The 17435-nt window shown below is 61.7% G+C and carries 15 protein-coding genes and 1 pseudogene; 9 read left to right on the top strand and 7 right to left on the bottom strand.

Translation table 11 applies throughout. The annotated features are described in order from the left end of the window. Positions 1 to 68: 68 nt before the first annotated feature. Positions 69 to 896 (top strand): ferritin-like domain-containing protein, encoded by an 828-nt coding sequence (locus tag ACOCG7_RS27710; protein WP_073429149.1) that lies wholly within the window; start codon positions 69 to 71, stop codon positions 894 to 896. 105 nt (positions 897 to 1001) lie between these two features. Continuing rightward, positions 1002 to 1523, top strand: coding sequence for a pyridoxamine 5'-phosphate oxidase family protein (locus ACOCG7_RS27705; RefSeq protein ID WP_073429066.1), 522 nt, complete (start codon positions 1002 to 1004; stop codon positions 1521 to 1523). 46 nt (positions 1524 to 1569) lie between these two features. Here ACOCG7_RS27705 and ACOCG7_RS27700 read toward each other — a convergent pair whose 3' ends face one another. From ACOCG7_RS27700 to ACOCG7_RS27685, 4 genes are all read right to left on the bottom strand, one after another. After that, positions 1570 to 3117: a DEAD/DEAH box helicase gene (locus ACOCG7_RS27700; protein WP_073429065.1), complete on the bottom strand. Its 1548-nt coding sequence runs from the start codon at positions 3115 to 3117 to the stop codon at positions 1570 to 1572. A gap of 211 nt (positions 3118 to 3328) precedes the next feature. After that, the gene (gene trhA / locus ACOCG7_RS27695) at positions 3329 to 3949 is read right to left on the bottom strand and encodes a PAQR family membrane homeostasis protein TrhA (protein ID WP_073429064.1); all 621 of its coding nucleotides are present in this window, start codon (positions 3947 to 3949) and stop codon (positions 3329 to 3331) included. A gap of 122 nt (positions 3950 to 4071) precedes the next feature. Beyond that, complete coding sequence (locus tag ACOCG7_RS27690; protein ID WP_073429063.1) at positions 4072 to 5370, bottom strand: c-type cytochrome; 1299 nt, start codon at positions 5368 to 5370, stop codon at positions 4072 to 4074. A 21-nt stretch (positions 5371 to 5391) separates the two neighbouring features. Further along, positions 5392 to 6123 carry a c-type cytochrome gene (locus ACOCG7_RS27685; RefSeq protein WP_073429062.1) on the bottom strand — a complete coding sequence of 244 codons (732 nt, stop codon included), beginning with the start codon at positions 6121 to 6123 and terminating at the stop codon, positions 5392 to 5394. Positions 6124 to 6493: 370 nt separating this feature from the next. Between ACOCG7_RS27685 and copC the strand changes: the two genes are divergently transcribed. Together copC and ACOCG7_RS27675 are read left to right on the top strand one after the other, a co-directional pair. After that, entirely contained in the window at positions 6494 to 6871 is a 378-nt protein-coding gene (gene copC, locus ACOCG7_RS27680; RefSeq protein WP_073429061.1) for a copper homeostasis periplasmic binding protein CopC, read from the top strand. Beyond that, complete coding sequence (locus ACOCG7_RS27675; RefSeq protein ID WP_073429060.1) at positions 6868 to 7797, top strand: CopD family protein; 930 nt, start codon at positions 6868 to 6870, stop codon at positions 7795 to 7797. The genes copC and ACOCG7_RS27675 overlap by 4 nt, the downstream gene beginning before the upstream one ends. Before the next feature lie 199 nt (positions 7798 to 7996). Here ACOCG7_RS27675 and dgoD read toward each other — a convergent pair whose 3' ends face one another. After that, positions 7997 to 9145 carry a galactonate dehydratase gene (gene dgoD, locus ACOCG7_RS27670; protein ID WP_083083212.1) on the bottom strand — a complete coding sequence of 383 codons (1149 nt, stop codon included), beginning with the start codon at positions 9143 to 9145 and terminating at the stop codon, positions 7997 to 7999. A gap of 194 nt (positions 9146 to 9339) precedes the next feature. Here dgoD and ACOCG7_RS27665 point away from each other — a divergent pair, with 194 nt between their 5' ends. Further along, positions 9340 to 10053: a FadR/GntR family transcriptional regulator gene (locus tag ACOCG7_RS27665; protein ID WP_083083215.1), complete on the top strand. Its 714-nt coding sequence runs from the start codon at positions 9340 to 9342 to the stop codon at positions 10051 to 10053. A gap of 81 nt (positions 10054 to 10134) precedes the next feature. On the opposite strand, the gene ACOCG7_RS27660 is transcribed toward ACOCG7_RS27665, so the two are convergent. Together ACOCG7_RS27660 and ACOCG7_RS27655 are read right to left on the bottom strand one after the other, a co-directional pair. Continuing rightward, entirely contained in the window at positions 10135 to 10485 is a 351-nt protein-coding gene (locus ACOCG7_RS27660; RefSeq protein ID WP_073429057.1) for a hypothetical protein, read from the bottom strand. Positions 10486 to 10836: 351 nt separating this feature from the next. After that, complete coding sequence (locus tag ACOCG7_RS27655) at positions 10837 to 11295, bottom strand: hypothetical protein (RefSeq protein WP_143326572.1); 459 nt, start codon at positions 11293 to 11295, stop codon at positions 10837 to 10839. A 384-nt stretch (positions 11296 to 11679) separates the two neighbouring features. Between ACOCG7_RS27655 and ACOCG7_RS27650 the strand changes: the two are divergent. The 4 genes and pseudogenes from ACOCG7_RS27650 to ACOCG7_RS27635 all read left to right on the top strand — a co-directional run bounded on the left by ACOCG7_RS27650 (position 11680) and on the right by ACOCG7_RS27635 (position 17045). Further along, positions 11680 to 14515: pseudogene (locus tag ACOCG7_RS27650) on the top strand (type VI secretion system Vgr family protein). After that, complete coding sequence (locus ACOCG7_RS27645) at positions 14512 to 15186, top strand: hypothetical protein (protein WP_227470659.1); 675 nt, start codon at positions 14512 to 14514, stop codon at positions 15184 to 15186. Before ACOCG7_RS27650 ends, ACOCG7_RS27645 begins: the two are co-directional and overlap by 4 nt. Beyond that, positions 15180 to 16025, top strand: a complete 846-nt coding sequence (locus ACOCG7_RS27640) for a hypothetical protein (RefSeq protein WP_244219929.1) — start codon at positions 15180 to 15182, stop codon at positions 16023 to 16025. Before ACOCG7_RS27645 ends, ACOCG7_RS27640 begins: the two co-directional genes overlap by 7 nt. Before the next feature lie 12 nt (positions 16026 to 16037). Further along, positions 16038 to 17045, top strand: a complete 1008-nt coding sequence (locus tag ACOCG7_RS27635) for a PoNe immunity protein domain-containing protein (protein ID WP_083083219.1) — start codon at positions 16038 to 16040, stop codon at positions 17043 to 17045. Positions 17046 to 17435 lie beyond the last annotated feature (390 nt).

The raw sequence follows: 17435 nt of genomic DNA, 5'->3' as shown, positions 1-17435 counted from the left end.
CCACCTGGCGAGAGCGGGCGGTTGCGAGCATGCTCCACGAGTCGATACAGCTTTCGGAGCAAGACACGATGCACACAGAGCCGAACCACGCCATGCCCTGGCGGATCGAGGATATCGACCTCACCCGCATAGATCGCCAGAAGGCTGTCGCCAACGAAGATTTGCTGTTGCTGCTGTGCGCCGCTTCGTTTATCGAAAGCGGCACCGATCTTTACACGAGTAATCTGAGCACGTTCTTCGACGGCGATCCCGAGGTCTCCGCCTGGCTCAACAACGAGTGGGAGCCGGAGGAAATGCAGCACGGCCGGGCGCTCAAGACGTATATCGCTTACGTCTGGCCGGAGTTCGATTGGGACACCGCGTTCCGCAATTTCATGGACGAGTATTCGCTCACGTGTTCGGTGGAAGATTTCGAAAAGACGCGTGCGCTCGAAATGGTCGCGCGCTGCGTGGTCGAAACAGGCACGGCAACGCTGTATCGCGCGATCGGCGAATGCTCGGACGAACCCGTGCTCAAGCAGATCACCGACAACATCCGCATCGACGAAGTCCGTCACTACAAGCACTTTTTCAAATACTTCAAGAAGTACAACAAGATCGAAGGCAACGGCCGTCTCGCCGTGCTCGGCGCGTTGATGCGCCGGGTAATGGAGATCAAGAACGAAGACTCGGAGATCGCGCTGCGCCACGTGTTCGCAATTCGCTATCCGGAGCGCGTGCACGATTCGCTCTACAACCGCGAGCGCGCGGCGCGCATCAATGCGCTGGTGCGGCGCAATCTGTCGGCCGATATGTGCGTGAAGATGCTGCTCAAGCCGCTCGACCTGCCCGCGAGGATTCAGCCGGGCGTGCATTATCCGCTCGCCAAGATCACGCAGCACGTGTTCTTCCGCTGAGTTTTCAGTTGGCTTGCCGCATGAACACCAATGGCCCGCTCGTGCGGGCCATTCGCTCTTCGAGGCATTTTTGAGCCTGACCGACTTACTCGACGGATCGACACGATGAGCGACTCTCCCGCACCCCCCCGTCCGCTCGAACAGAACGTGTTCGACGAATGGCCCGATGCCGTGCGCGCGCTGTTCGACGGTTCGTCGCTGGCGAGCAAGACGGGGTTCACCGCCTCGCTGCTGAGCGTCGATACGAATGGTCATGTGCGTACGTCGCTGCTCGGCGTCGGCGAACTGTATGCGCCGGATTCGCGCACGCTGTGCATCGCGTTGTGGCCGCAAGCGAGGGCGACGCGCGCGATCGAGCGCAACGGCCGGGCCGCATTGACCTTTGTTTGCGATGAGGCGTTTTATCAGGTGCAGTTGCGGGTCGCGCCGCTGCCTTGCGTTGAAGGCGACGACAGCGGACTGGTCTATCTGATCTGCTCGATCGACTCGGCGGAGACGCAAAGCGTGCGTTATGCGCGCCTGACGAGCGGCATCACGTTCGAACTGGAAGAAGAGGGGAAGGAGGCGGTGCTCGACCGATGGAAACGGCAGATCGAGCACCTGAAGCGAACTGCGGCCAGCCGTTAGTCCCTTGTTGCGCTAAATCAGGACGACGGCTGGCGAGCCTTGAAGTTTACCGGCCGCGCTGGCCGCTGCGTGTCGGCTGGCCGCCGCGCGGCGCGTCGTTGCGCTGCTTGGTGCCGCCGAGCAAAGCGCCGGGGTTGCCGCCTTGCGGTTTATTGGCCTGCGGCTTGCGCGGCGCATGCTGCGCGCCGTTGCCTTCATGCGCGACAGCGCGCGGCCGGTCGTCTTGACGCTGACCGTCGCGGCGCGGCTGGCCGCCGTTGCCGGCCGGCTTTGCGCCTTGCGGCCTCGGTTGCTGCTGACCGTTCGCCGGGCGCTGACCCGAGCGCTGCGCCGGTTTCGCGGACGAAGCGCCATCGCGCTTCGGCGCACCTTGGCCCTGGCGCGGCGAACGTCCGCCGCCACCGCCACCGCCTTGACCGCGGCGCAGGATCGGCTCCGGCTTCGCAGTCGGATCCGGTTCGAAACCGGCGATCACTTCCTGGGGCACCGCGCGCTTGATCAGCTTCTCGATGTCCTTCAGCAATTGCAGTTCGTCGACGCACACCAGCGAAATCGCTTCGCCCGTCGCGCCCGCGCGACCCGTGCGGCCGATGCGGTGCACGTAGTCTTCCGGCACGTTCGGCAAATCGTAGTTGACCACGTGCGGCAACTGGTCGATATCGATGCCGCGTGCGGCGATGTCGGTGGCGACCAGCACCTGCAGCGTGCCGTCCTTGAACTCGGCGAGCGCGCGCGTACGAGCCGACTGGCTCTTGTTGCCGTGAATCGCCAGCGCGCTGATGCCGTCTTTCGTGAGCTGCTCGGCGAGGCGGTTCGCGCCGTGCTTGGTGCGCGTGAACACCAGCACCTGGAACCAGTTGTGTTGCTTGATCAGGTGCGTGAGCAGTTCGCGCTTCTTGTCGCGATCCACCGGGTGAATCTTTTGCGCGACCGTCTCGGCGGTCGTATTGCGGCGTGCGACTTCGATCAGCGCCGGCGAGTCGAGCAGGTTGTCGGCGAGCGTTTTGATCTCGTCGGAGAACGTCGCCGAGAACAGCAGGTTCTGACGCTTGGGCGGCAACTTCGCGAGCACGCGCTTGATATCGTGGATGAAGCCCATGTCGAGCATGCGGTCGGCCTCGTCGAGCACGAGAATCTCTAGATGCGACAGGTCGATGGTTTTCTGCTGCATGTGGTCGAGCAGACGGCCCGGCGTGGCCACGACGATATCGACGCCGCTCCTCAACGCGCCGATCTGCGGATTGATGCCGACGCCGCCGAACATCACGGTCGACTTCAGCTTCAGGTACTTGCCGTAAGCGCGCACGCTTTCTTCGACCTGGGCCGCAAGCTCGCGCGTGGGCGTGAGGATCAGCGCGCGCACCGCGCGCTTGCCCGAAGCCGTGGCGACTCCCGGCATGGTGTTCAGGCGCTGCAGGATCGGCAGCGTGAAGCCGGCGGTCTTGCCGGTGCCGGTCTGCGCGCCGGCCAGCAGATCGCCGCCGTTGAGCACGGCGGGAATCGCTTGTGTCTGGATCGGAGTCGGCGTGGTGTAGCCGAGTTCGTGTACAGCGCGGACCAAGGGTTCGGACAAGCCGAGGGAATCAAAAGACATAAAAACTCTTTGCAATGCAGTATCGCGAACGGCACAACGGGGCCCAAGTGGGCAAAACGCGGCATGAATACGCCTTCGTGGCGTATTCGAGGCCAGAGCCCAGTTCCGGTCGCGGAGAAATCGGCGGCACGCGGGAACGCGTGCCGAATGCTTCAACGCGCTATGCAGACACGTTGACTGGCCTTAAGTTGCATTTCGCCGCCGTGGCGTGTCACGCGACGTAGCGCGCGACACTGACGAATTGACACAGACTGCCCGCCAGTACGAACAGGTGCCAGATACCATGTCCGTGCCGGATGCGCTCGTCGTTGATGAAGAAGTAGATGCCGGCGCTGTAAATGACTCCGCCGGCCACGAGCCAGGCGGTACCCGCGGTCGGTAAAGCCGTGACCAGCGGACGGATGGCAACGAGCGCGAGCCATCCCATCAATACATACAGCACCATCGAAACGCTGCGGGTGCGACGCCCGAGCGTCAGTTCCTGCACGATGCCGAGGGCGGCAAGCCCCCAGCTTACGCCGAACAGCGACCAGCCCCACGGCCCACGCAACGTGACAAGCGTGAACGGAGTGTAACTGCCGGCGATCAGCAAATAGATCGCCGAGTGGTCGCATTTCTGCAAGACAGCTTTCACGCGCGGGTTGCGCACGCTGTGGTACAGCGTCGAGATAGCATACAGCACGAACAGCATCGCACCGTACACGCTGAAGCTCACCACCTTGTACGCATCGCCCGCGAGCGCGCCCATCGTCACGAGCGTAGCCAGCCCCGCCACCGACAGCACGGCGCCGACGAGGTGGGTAATGCTGTTGAAACGCTCACCGACATGCACGGCTCTTTCCTCCTGCGCGGCGTCATCGAGGCCAATGTGGCCCACATGATACCGGTGCTGAAAAAAACGAAGGGCGCGGCCGCGAGTTTCGCCGGCCGCGCCCAGGGTGCATCTCACGCTGCTTAGTCGAGCGGCGCCGAACGCAGTTCAGCCACTTGCTGCGGCGAGACAGCCGTGCCGTGGTTGCCCCACGACATACGGATGTACGTCACGACGGCGGCCACTTCCTGATTCGACAGCGACTGCGCGAACGGCGGCATGCCGTACGGATGCGGGTTGCCTTCCGTGCTCGGCGGATAACCGCCGTTCAGCACCATGCGGATCGGGTTCACCGCCGACGACATCTGAATCGACTGGTTGTTCGCGAGCGGCGGGAAGGCCGGCGGCATGCCGAGGCCGTTCTCCGCGTGACACTTCGCGCAGTTGTCAGCGTAGATCTTCTGACCTTGCTTCAACAGTTCGCCACCGAACTTTTCCGACGTTTCGAACTGCAGCGGTTCCGGCGCTTCGCTCTTCTGCGGGATCGTCTTCAGGTACGTGGACATTGCGTTGATGTCCGCGTCCGTCATGTACTGCAGGCTGTTGTGAACCACCTCAGCCATCGGACCGAATACCGCGCCGCGGTTCGACACACCGGTTTTCAGCAGATCGGCGATGTCTTTGGTTTCCCAGTCGCCGAGGCCGGCTTCCTTGTTCGACGTCAGCGACGGTGCGTACCAGTTCTGCAGCGGGATCAGGCCGCCGGCGAACGCAGCCGAACTGACCGGACCGCCCATCGCGTTGATCGAGGTATGGCACATGCCGCAGTGGCCGAGGCCTTCGATCAGATACGCGCCGCGATTCCATTCGACCGACTTGGTCGGATCAGGCTTGTACTCGCCTTCGCGGAAGAACAGCGTACGCCAGCCGATCAGCATGTTGCGCTGATTGAACGGGAACTTCAGTTCGTGCGGACGGCTTGCCACGTTGACCGGCGCGACCGAGCGCAGGTACGCGTAGATCGCGTCCGAGTCGGCGCGCGTGACCTTCGTGTAGCTCGTGAACGGGAAGCCCGGATACAGCAGGCTGCCGTCTTTCGAGCGGCCCGTATGCATCGCGCGATAGAAGTCGTCCTGGGTCCACTTGCCAATGCCGTACTGGTCGTCAGGCGTGATATTCGGCGTGAACATCGTGCCGAACGGCGTGGCCATGGGCAGGCCGCCGGCGAACGGCTTGCCGCCGCGCACCGTATGGCAGGCGATACAGTCGCCGGCGCGGGCGAGATACTCGCCCTTCTTGATCAGCGCGGCCTGGTCGGCGGGCGTTGCCGCGACGGCCGTGCCGTTATGCAGGTTGTCGCCGCCCGACCACAGGACGGGAACGAGTGCGGCAGCCGCAACGACGACGACTGCCGAGAGGGCGAACAAAGACTTGCGTTTCATGTGAGTGTCTCTCCTGGTGCCTTATTGCGGTTCGCTGCCGCAGGCAAGCGGAGTCTTCATCGAGCGGGCCGGAGCCGGCACGGGGTTTTGTGGGGCCTGTTGCGTGGAAAGCCATGCAGCGACGGCGTTCACGTCTTCATCGGTCAGGCGCGTGGCGATGGTCTGCATGCAATCAGGCGCGATGGCGTGGCGCGAACCCGAGCGCCAGGCGCCGAGCTGGGCGCTGATGTAATCGGAGTGCAGGCCGACCAGACCCGGAATAGCGGGTTCCATGCCGGTCAAGCCCTTGCCGTGGCAAGCCGCGCAAGCCGGAATCTGTTTCGATGCGTCGCCCTTCAGCACGATCTGCTGACCGCGCGCGAGCGTGGCCGCCGACACCGTCGGCTTGGCCGGTTGCGGATACGGCGGGCGTTGCTGCGAGAAGTACGTGGCGATCTGATGGAGGTAGTCGTCCGAGAGATACGTGACGAGGTAGTTCATCGGCGGGTACTTGCGGCGACCTTCGCGGAAATTCTGCAACTGGTTGTACAGGTAGTCGGCCGGCTTGCCGGCGAGACGCGGGAAGTAGTCGTTATCAGTACCTTGACCATGCGTGCCGTGGCAGGCCGTGCAACCTTGCACGCGCGCTTCCATCGTATCGGGGGCCTTCGGTTGAGTCTGCGCTTTCGCAGCGCTATAGACACCCGCGGAGCCGATCAGCAGAAGGGCAAGCAACGGGCGGAAAATGCGTCTTGAAGACACGCGTAACTCCATCAAAATCGGGGACCTGACCGAACTTCGAGCGGCTCGGTGTGAAGGGCAGCCGGCGCTGCGGCGACGCAGCATTCTATCATCGAAGGCTGATGGTGACTATTTGCCACATTAGAGAAGGTTCCAGTCCTCACAGTCGTGCGACAGTTTGACGCGCAGTGTCGGATCAGGACGAATTTGACGTTGTCCCGCATCAATCCGCGCGATCGCGGACGTCAGCGTTGTACCCGGCGTCTCGCGTGATAAAGCAGGTTGAACCGAGCCGCGAGGGCGGCATCGAAGCGTACACTTGCGGGCTCGCAGGCGTCCCCGTGACTCAGACCGCGCTGGTTCCGCCTCCATCGTTTTCCTGTTTATCCGCTATCGGCCTTACATGAAGCTATCCAATTTCTCCCGCCCGAGGCTGCTTGTGTTGACGCTCGGCGCCACGGCGCTGCTTGCGACGTCCACGGCTTTCGCGCATGCGCATCTGGTGTCGAGCGAGCCGGCGGCGAACGCCGAAGTGGCCGCGCCCACGCAAGTGACGATCCGCTTCACCGAGCCGCTCGAACCGGCTTTCAGCAAGATTGCGCTCGCCGACGCGAGCGGCAAGTCGGCCGCACCGGCTGCGTCGCAGGTCGACAGCCAGGATGCGAAGGTCTTGCACCTGCCGCTGCCGCAGTTGAGCGCGGGCCGCTACGCGGTGCATTGGACGGCGGTCGCCACGGACGGCCACCGTACCCAGGGCGACTTTGCGTTTACCGTCAAATGAGCATGGACGGACTCTGGATCGGGCAGGTCGCCATGGCCGCGCTCATGAACGTCGCGTTTGCGTTTGCCGTCGGCTCGGCGTTGTTCGGCGCGTGGCTCGCGAAAGATGCCCAAGCCAAGATCGCACCCGCGCGGCCAGGCTGGTTGCGCGCCCAACGGGCGATGTTGACGGCCACCGTCGTGCTGGTGCTCGCGGATCTGGGCTGGCTGCTGTATCAGGCGGCCTCGATGAGCGGTGTGGGGCTGGCTGCCGCGATCGGCGTGGTGCCGACGGTGCTCACGCAAACGCATGTCGGATATGGCTGGAGTGTTGCGTTCGCGGGTGCCCTCGTATTGCTCGGCACGGCGATGGCGAGTCATACGGGCATGCTGCGCAATGCGCTGCTGTGGCTCGCGGTGGTCGCGATCGCGGCGGGCAAGGCATCGCTCGGTCATGCGGCCGACGCCGGGCTCGCGTCGGCGGCAATCGCCATGCAAACACTGCACGTGCTCGTGACGAGCGTGTGGGGCGGGCTCGCGATGGCGGGCGGGCTTTCGGTGATGCCCGCGCTCGGCACGTCGACCGCGCGCGGAATGCTGATCCGCACGGCGACGCAGATGTCGAACGTCTCGGTGGTGGCGGTCGTGCTCGTGCTGTTTTCAGGCGTATTCAATGCGGTGCGCGGGTCGGGCGGCTCATTCGAAGCGCTCGAATTCAGCGCATGGGGTCACGTGCTGATGCTCAAGCTTGCGCTTGTCGCGCTGGCGCTCGTGCTCGGCGGGCTCAACCGCTTCGTGGCGCTGCCGCGCCTGCGTCGCACGGCCGCGACAATCGACGCGCATACCTTCGCAAACATCCTGTATCTGGAAGCGCTGGCGATCATCGGCGTGTTCGTCGCGGCGGCGGCATTGTCGCATAGCGTGCCGGCGTTTGCCGCGCTGGGCTGAGGCCGGGTCAATCGCGACGTAAGGGCCTTTGTTGTGTAAGGCTCTGCGGAGCAGGGGCCGCGCGGCGTAACGGCCGGAAAACACGTGTTCCGACCCGTGTTGCGGCGTGTCGCGTGACGGTCGCCGCGCGTGCGTCACGTCACCGTAACGTGCCCGCTAATACGACAACGCCGCCCGTGGGCGGCGTTGCTTCACGCAATCACCATTCGGCGACGCTGCCATCTTCGTGGCGCCACACCGGGTTGCGCCAGCGGTGCCCGACCTTCGCCATCTCGCGCACCTTCTCTTCGTTCACTTCGATGCCGAGACCGGGGCCTTGCGGAATCGACACGAAACCGTCTTCATATTTGAAGACTTCCGGATTCTTGATGTAGTCGAGCAGATCGTTGCCCTGGTTGTAGTGGATGCCGAGGCTCTGCTCCTGGATGAACGCGTTGTAGCTCACCGCGTCGATCTGCAGACAGGTGGCCAATGCAATCGGGCCGAGCGGGCAATGCAGTGCGAGCGCGACGTCGTAGGCTTCGGCCATCGACGCGATCTTGCGGCACTCGGTAATGCCCCCCGCGTGCGACGCGTCCGGCTGGATGATGTCGACGTAGCCGCCAGCCAGAATGTGCTTGAAGTCCCAGCGGGAATACAGGCGTTCACCCAGCGCGATCGGCGTGTTGGTCTGATTGACGATGTCGCGCAATGCTTCCGCGTTTTCCGAGAGCACCGGCTCTTCGATGAAGAGTAGCTTGTACGGATCGAGTTCCTTCGCCAGCACCTTGGCCATCGGCTTATGCACGCGGCCATGGAAGTCCACGCCGATGCCGATGTTCGGCCCCACCGCCTCGCGCACCGCCGCGACGTTGTTGATCACGCCTTGCACCTTGTCGAAGGTGTCGATGATCTGCAGCTCTTCCGAGCCGTTCATCTTCACCGCCTTGAAGCCGCGTTCGACCACGGCGCGCGCGTTGTTCGCGACGTCGCTCGGACGGTCGCCGCCGATCCACGAATACACCTTGATCCTGTCGCGCACCTGGCCGCCGAGCAGCGCATGAACCGGCACGCCGTGATGCTTGCCCTTGATGTCCCACAGCGCCTGGTCGACGCCGGCAATCGCGCTCATCGTGATCGGGCCGCCGCGGTAGAAGCCCGCGCGGTACATGACCTGCCAGTGGTCTTCGATCAGCAGCGGATCCTTGCCGATCAGATAGTCGGATAGTTCCTCGACGGCTGCCGCGACCGTATGCGCGCGGCCTTCGACCACCGGCTCGCCCCAGCCGACGATGCCTGCGTCGGTCTCGATCTTCAGGAAGCACCAGCGCGGCGGAACGATGAAGGTTTCGAGCTTGGTGATTTTCATGGTGTGCGTCTCCTTGCGACTTGCGCGTCTGCTGACGATTCGGGGGATCCACATGCTACAACAAAAGCGCGCTTCAGTACTATTAATAGTACTATTTGCCACATAGTGGCGAAGCGCTGGTCGTTGCGGCACCGGGCCGAAGCAGTGCTGGTGAGCCTCGAAGTGCCGGCTGATCTCGAACGCTCCGCCTGCCGATGTCGATAGAGCCGCAAGGCCGTTTGGAGAAACCTATTCAGCACGATCTGCATGGGCGCGTTGCCCATATGCTGGCGACCGCGATTTTGCGCGGCGACTACGCGCCCGATTCGATCCTGCCGCGCGAAGCGGAATTGATGGACACCTTCGGCGTGAGCCGCACGGTGTTGCGCGAGGCGCTGCGCACGCTGACCTCGAAAGGACTGATCGAATCGCGTCCGCGGGTCGGCACGCGCGTGCGGCCGAAGCACGCGTGGAATCTGCTCGACGTCGATGTGCTCGACTGGTACTCGCGAGTCGCCGAGCCCGTTGCGTTCGCGCTCAAATTGCAGGAGATGCGCGAGATGATCGAGCCGTATGCGGCGGCTCTCGCGGCGGCGTCGCGCACTGACGAGGCTTTCAATGCGCTCGCGGCGGCTCATGCGGCGATGGTGGCGGCGCGCAACGTCGACGAATGGGTGCGTGCCGATCTGCAATTTCATTTGAGCGTGCTGATCGCGTGCAGCAACGAATTGCTGATCCCGCTCGGCACACTGATCGAGCGCACGCTCGAAGCGCAGTTACGCCTGAATGCCAAGCGCGCGGCGGTGTTCAACGCGTCGCTGGGTGAGCATACGGCGGTGTTCGAGGCCATTCGCGATCGAGACGCCGCCGCGGCGCGCGAGGCGATGGCGGGTTTGCTCGGCGTGACGCGCGGGCGGATCGAGGCTTGAGCGTCGCTTGGCGGAAGGGTGAGCGGAGCGCGAGCGTGGGTTGAGCGCGCAACCGCTCTTGCGCCGCTCACGCTGACGCGCTTACTTTGCTTCGGAAGCAGCGGCCGCTCCCGACGGCGGCACCAGTTCGAAGCACCCTGGCGGCGGTGTCGACGGTTTCGCCTTGGCGTCCGGCTGCTGTGAGTCGATACATTTGAAGGCGCTCTGGTCGCGCTGAACGAAGATCGTATCGGCCGGACCGGCAGCGCCTTGCGCGCCGTTGACGACCGCAACGATGCGGTAGCCGTTCTGCAGCAAGGTGGGGAGTGTCATCGAACTCGGACGCCATTGGCTGTCGGACGGCGTCTGCGCGTGAGCCGTAAGCGCGCAAGCGCTGCCTGCGAGCGCGATGGAAGCGGTGGCCGCGGCAAGCGCGGCAGTGCGGAACGTCATCAAGAAACCTCCTTGAAGTTGCTGTTTGGAAGGCCAAAACAGGAAAGCCGCTGAACCTTGCGGATCAGCGGCTTTTTCTTGCAACTGGTGGCGAATCAGGGACTCGCGGCAGATGGCCGGTGACCCTTGTCCGGCTTGGCTTCGCGGCTACCATCGTTCTCAAGATAGCAGCTTCGGGTAGCCGTTGCGCATGGTTTTACAATCGGTTTCAGGGACGGCTCTAGCGTCGCCTCGATTTGGTTAGGTGTCTTCGTCGGCCGTAGTGATGTCAGTTCGTCGGACTCCGCGCGCGCAGTGTCCGCAGCGTTTCTGCAGAGCCGCGCGTGAGCGCTACGGGATCGTCCTCGCTGATCACGGCCCCGCGTCGTGCCAAGGCGTTTTCCGGTCACTCGTTGCGAATCGCAATAGCCGCCTTTGTGCCCCGAGCATGACGCCGACAGGCGTACTCGCCAACTGCTGGTCATGGAGCGCCAGCAGCCGTTCCAGACTTGCCGCGTCGTCCGGGCTAACCTGCCAGACATCGGCTGCTGTCGCTCGTGCCGCGCTGCGCTCGAGCGCCTCGGCAGCTTCGTGAAACAGTGCGTGGTCGGCGGTTCCGAAGCCGGCCTCCCGTAGATACCAGGCCATGTACAGCACGTGTATCAGGTCGCTGAGCAGGTGTCCGTTTCCGTCGCCTGCACGCAATGCCGCGAGCGCCAGGTGATTGCGTAGCGAAACCGAACGGACGGACTCCAGCGTCGCGGGTAAAAGCGTGGCCTTTGCGGATGTCCTATTGGACGGGCAACGAATTCCCTTTCTCTTTCTATTCATTTTGTATAAACGGCGAAATTCGATTGATTTCCGTGCTGGTCCTTGAAATCCGTGTCCGCTGTTTCCGTTTTCAATTTGCGCAGCCTTTGGCTAATGCCAAACCGGAAACGAAGGCAGTATGAAGCGATAACGAAAAGCGGAGCCTCGAATTGCAATATTTAACAATCTGAAGACGCTGATTGCATGAATACATATGTAATTTAGTGGGCGTCACGTTCGTGAAACGGCTTTTCTGGAAGCTACCGATGGAGCAAATGAATATTGGCTGGAATATGTAATTCACGTGTCACTCGGAGCGCGGCGCGCACGCAGTATTGTGCGATATTCGCGTTCATCATATGATTTCGGACGCTTCGAGATTTGAACTTTCCGGAGACCAGAAAGATGGGTGCGCAGGATCTTGCTGCGGCAATCAACGCGGGCATCAATCAAACCGAAAGGCTGCTGAGGCTGGACACGCCCCTTGGCGCCGACGTTCTGGTGCCTCAACGGGTTATTGGCAAGTCGCGTATCGGCCGAAACTTTGAATTTACGGTCGATGTGGTCTCATTGCGCGATTCGCTTGAACTGAAAACGCTCATTGCCCAGTCTGTCACGCTCTGGATTCAACAGACCGACAAGACTTATCTGCCTCACCACGGTTATGTGCATACGGCACGGCGGCTTGGGTCTGACGGCGGCCTTGTCGGCTACCAACTGGTTTTCTCTTCGTGGTTGCATTTGCTGCGATTCCGGAAGGACGCACGCATATTTCAGGAAAAGACCGCTGAAGACATTCTGATCGAAGTATTCAACGGCCATCCGCAGGCACAAGGCGCATTTCGCTTCGACCTGCAAACGCAGCTTCCTTCGCGCTCGTTCTGTGTCCAGTATGAAGACGACTGGAACTTCGTTCATCGCCTGATGGAGTCCGAGGGTCTGTACGGTTATTTCGAGCAGGCGGCGGACGGCAAGTCGCACATGCTCGTTATCACCGATCGAGTGTTTTCGTTGCCGGCGTTATCACGCGCAGAGTGTGCCGTTTTATCGGGCCGGCACAGGCGGCGAGGCGGACGCGTTGGTGCAGTGGAGCGGCACGCGCGCTCTGCAGAGTACGACGCTGACGACTCGCACGTTCGATTACAGGTCACCGCCGACCTCCGGGAACCCGAAAGGTACGAGTGTTCCCACGCTGGACAATCAGGGCAACCTGCCCCAGCAGGCCGAAGTATACGAATACACGGGCGCGTACACCTACGGTGAGCAGCAGCGTGGCGACCAGCTCTCCAAAATCCGCATGGAGGAATGGGAATCGCGGGCAAAGCGTTTTTACGGCGTCGGTGGGTTGCGGCGGGCGGATGCCGGCCGCTGGTTCGAACTGACCGACCATCCGGAACACGACCGGGACAGCGAGCAGGACCGGCAGTTCGTCGTTATCGCGACCGCGTGGTTCATCGAGAACAACTTGCCGGTGTCCAGTCAAACGCCGGATTTCCCGCATAGCCTGAAGCGGGAGCTTGAGACGAAGCGGGCCGTCAAGGCCGCGACGACGGATTCGCATCTCGTGCCTCATGCGGACGGCAGCGAGGGATTCTTCCTGGTCGAAATCGAAGCCCAACGCCGCGCCGTGCCGTTTCGCAGTCTCCTCGAACACCGTAAGCCGGCTATGTATCTGCAGACGGCAACCGTGGTCGGGCCAGCGAACGAGGAGGTTTATACCGACTCGTTGAATCGTATCAAGGTGCGAATGCACTGGGACCGCCTGAACGATGGCGATGAGAAAGCATCTTGCTGGGTGCGGGCGGCCTATTCGGACACCGGTGGCGGATATGGTGCCGTCCACATTCCGCGCATTGGCGAGGAGGTCGTCATCGACTGGGTCGGGGGCGACTGCGACCGCCCGATTGTGACAGGACGCGTGTACAACGGTGCGACCAGGCCGCAATGGCACTCGAACGGACTGCTCTCAGGCTACCGGTCGAAAGAATACCAGGGTAGCGGTTACAACGAGATGGTCATGGATGACGCGACCGGCCAGAATCGCGTTCGCCTATATTCGTCGAGCACCAACGCACACCTGCATCTGGGCTATCTCATCGAGCAGACCGGCAATACGCGGGGCGGCTATGTCGGCAGCGGCTTCGACCTGAAGTCCGACGCCTACGACGCCATCCGGGCAGCAAAAGGGCTGTATGTCTCGACGCACCCCGGCACGGGGACCGCGGTTCAGCAGCTCGAAGCGCGGCAGGCGCAACAGCAGTTGGTTAACGCGGAAAGCGTGCTCGAAGCATTGTCGGATGCAAGCACCACCCATCAAGCTGCAAGCCTGAAGGATGGGCGCGACGCGCTGAAGGCATTTACCGAAGCCACGCAGGACAGCGTGTCAGGCGCGACATCGGGCGGCCGGACGGCAGGCGGCGGCACCGGCAATGCGAATGCGTTCAGGCAACCTGTCATGCTGTTCGCCGGCCCGGCCGGCATCGCCTTGTCGACGCAGCAAACCGCCCATACCACTGCTGACGAGCAACTGAATATTGTGAGCGGCCAGAGCGCTCATATTGCGACCGGCAAGTCGCTTATCGCGAGCGTTGCCGAGCGCATCAGTCTTTTTGCACAGCATGCTGGGGTGAAGGTCTTTGCCGCAAAGGGCAAGGTCGAGATTCGGGCCCATGCCGACAATGTCGAGTTGACCGCGCAGAAGACGGTCAAGCTGTTGTCCGCGACCGAAAAAATCGAAATGGCGGCGAAGCAGGACATCCTGCTGACTTCGGGCGGCGCTTACATCCGCATCTCGGGCGGAAACATCGAAATTCACGCCCCCGGAAAGATTGACATCAAGGGTAGCCAGCATTCGTTCAATGGTCCGACGCAGGGCAATTACGACATGCCTGTGCTGCCGAAGGGGGACTTGCACAACAGGCTTGAACTGAATCTCGCCGACGATTCGCTGAAACCCGTACCGAATGCGCCGTACAAGGTGATGTTCGAAAACGGTGGGGTGATGTCCGGCAAGCTCGATGCGAATGGCTATGCGGTGCTGCACGATGTACCGCCCGGCCCCGTGAAGGCATTCTTCGGTGAGGATGCGCGTCCCTTCACCCGGGCACCGCTTCCGGCGGCAACGGAGCTTGCGCCGGACGACGTTCTGAAGGAACTCCACGCAGCGGGCCATGACGGAATCACTCACGAGAATCTCGCAAGTCTTTTTGACCGTTTCTCTGGCCGGCCGGACGTGCAATGAGCGATAACGACCAACAGGCGATCGAGGACGCGGTCGAGCAGATTGGCCTGTCGATGGCTTCGAATGCGTTTCCGCTCTTCTACGTCGCACAGAACGTGTACGACACGAGTGAGAGTGTCTGGACAGTGTGGAACAGTCGCGACAGCACCGACGAGATGGTCAAGGTCGAGGCGGGCATCGACCTCGTGTTTGCCGTGGTCGGATGGGTACCGGTGGTCGGCGCCGGCGTGAAGCGCACGTTCCGCCTCGTCAATCACAAGTCCGACATCTACGGACCGCTGCTCTTCGATATCCTCCGGCTGGTGCTGCAGCGCGCGGGCGTTCACACGAGCCCGGAAGAACTGGTCGACAAGCTGTTCGACGCGTCGGGCCTGAAGACCGTGCTGACCGGTGCGCGTGAACACATCGAGAAATCCTGGTTGTTCAGGGAGATGCCGGTCGCGGCGCAGGCTACGTTCAGGCAGGCGCTCGTATGGGTGGAAACTAACCTGCCGTACTGGCTGACGCAGTTCCTCGAGCGCAAGCTCCTTCATTGGAAGAAGAAGCAGCCGAACTCGTCGGCGCAGACGACGCTCAAGCGTCGTAAGGAAACTGATAAGCCGGGGAAGTGGGGGTCGAGGCTGAAGAGGGGCATAACCGGCCATCGGCATCGTCGAGTCCGGGCGTGGTGAACGCAAAGCTCGCGGTGGCCGACATCACAAACGGAGTCACCGGCATCCTCGGCGAGCATATTGCTGACTATTATTGCTATGAGACTCTGAGATGGGGAAAGGGATGGGAAGCGCATGACCAGGGGCTGCTTGGCAAATGGTCGCATGAGCCGGGCGCCGATGTGCCGGGGAAACTGAATGACCACGGCAAGCTGAACAAGCTGTTCGATTTGCGGCCACGAGGTCACGGTATTGACGGTGTATGGCGCGCGAACCCCGGAAGGAACGAAGGAAAGCCGTTTGCTATCGTGGAGGCGAAGTCGTCGAAGGTCGACAAGCCGATGAAGGACCCGGAAGGAAAGCGGAATATGTCGCCGAAGCTTGGCCTGGCGTCACGCATCAAGGATGCAGTGCGCCCGTCTGCTGATGAACTCCTTGAACCGCCTGCGGATGACCAGCAGACCGCTGCTGTGTCGCCGCCCGCCGGCGGCAAGCCGGGCGGCGGGCGTAATCGGCCCCGGACTCAAGCTCCACCGCCGGATGTTCTCGAGGGCAAGGCGGAGCCGAAGAAAAGTACGGGAAAAATGGTTCAGATGAGCCATCAATGGATAGAAACGAACCTAAGCAAAGCGGTTCTTGAGACAGTTGCGGCCAAGATTTTGATTGAAGGTTATTCTCGACACATCCTGTATGTGCCGTTCTATTTACCGGCGGCAGTCGAGCATGAAGCTGCTCTGCTGAAGGGAGACGAACATAGCCATTCGGACCACGGGGTACCTTCGACGCATCATTACCGCGATGCGGAAGTGCAAGCTGCAGTCGAAAAAAAGCAACGCAAACTACTACGGCAATCAGTTTAAGAGACCCGATTCATGGACGATTTTGAAGCAGGAAGGCGTCAAAGATTCCTGAGCAAGCAGTATTACGACTGGTTGCTGCCGCAACTCACCGAACAGATCGAGTATTGGGCCCGACATGAAGCGCCCAGTGGCTCGACGGACACAGAGCGCAAAGCGCTCGCGGCAAGGTACCGGGCGTCCTATGCTCATCGTCGATTTCTACTGGAGTTCACTGGCGGAAAAAGTCTGATCGCCTTGCGAGATGAATTGCCACTGCTGGTCGATACGCTTGAGTCGTACACGACGCTGAACCGCGCTGCAATAAAGGACGATAGTGTCCCACCCCTGATGTTTGGGGAGATTGGCGAGTACGACAAGGCAATGCAGCTCATCAGCCTTTGCCTTCTCCTGCATCGCACCGAATTGCTCCCGCGTCTTTCGAACATGCTGGACCCGTTCTACCGTGCGCAGGACACACTTTATGAAGACCTCCTGTCATATGGCATGGATGGCCGGTACGATGTTGACAAATGGTTTCATGACCGACCCTATCGGTTACTCATTAACAGTTTCTACCGCGATTCCGAAGAGGAAAGCATTCGAGATATCACTGCGTATCTTGAGGGCTGGTACGCAGCCATGAATGACGCGCCTTGGCACGATAGCCACCTGAAGGCTAACGAGCAGGAGGGCGGCGCCTACGTTGGCTATTGGGCCGTGGAGGCGGCTGCCGCTACTTTTCTTCTCGAACTCGACGACTCGGCGTTTCGCGACCACGTCGCCTACCCGAAGGACCTCGTTGACTTCGCACGGGATTTCGATGCACGCCAACAGTCTCAGCCGACCTCGCTGGACACTGAGCCTGTGACAGTACGTACCGGTCAGGTTTGCCCCGAAACCGGTATCTGGAAGGCACAAGGCCACAATGTCCCGGGCGTGCTAGTGCAGCAGGGAGAGCGTATGCCAGATGTTTTCGCCCCGGACCGGAATGGGACTCTCCGTCAACAGCCGGCACTATGGGAATTCGAGCGCAAGGCGTAAATCTCTCACGGTCAGCGGCGAGCGACATGTTCTCGGACGTTCTTCGTCAGATCCACATCCGCAAGTAGCATTCGCAATACGACGGATACGTCTACGCGACACGACCCACCACCGGCCGACCTATCAATGGGTGATGGGCTATTACACCGCCGACGCGCTGCCTGTTTATGATTTTTCGCAAGGAATTTCACCGTTTGCGATAGCTGGTTTGCGCCGCTCCCGACGGGCACCGTGCCAATCGCTTGATGGCAATGGCAGGCGAGCGTGCGATTAGCGACAACATGTCTGGTTTTCTTCCGGAGCAGTCGCGGGTTGACGATTGGCTTACCACGAACGGCGCACGTGGGTGCGTCTTCTGTCTCTCGATCGACTGGCTTCTCTGCATGCGCA

The organism is Paraburkholderia sp. DD10 (genome assembly GCF_049177125.1).
GTDB classification, from domain to species: Bacteria; Pseudomonadota; Gammaproteobacteria; order Burkholderiales; family Burkholderiaceae; genus Paraburkholderia; species Paraburkholderia terricola.
The sequence above is the reverse complement of the archived record's forward strand: the minus strand, read 5'-3'. Positions and strand labels throughout refer to the sequence as shown.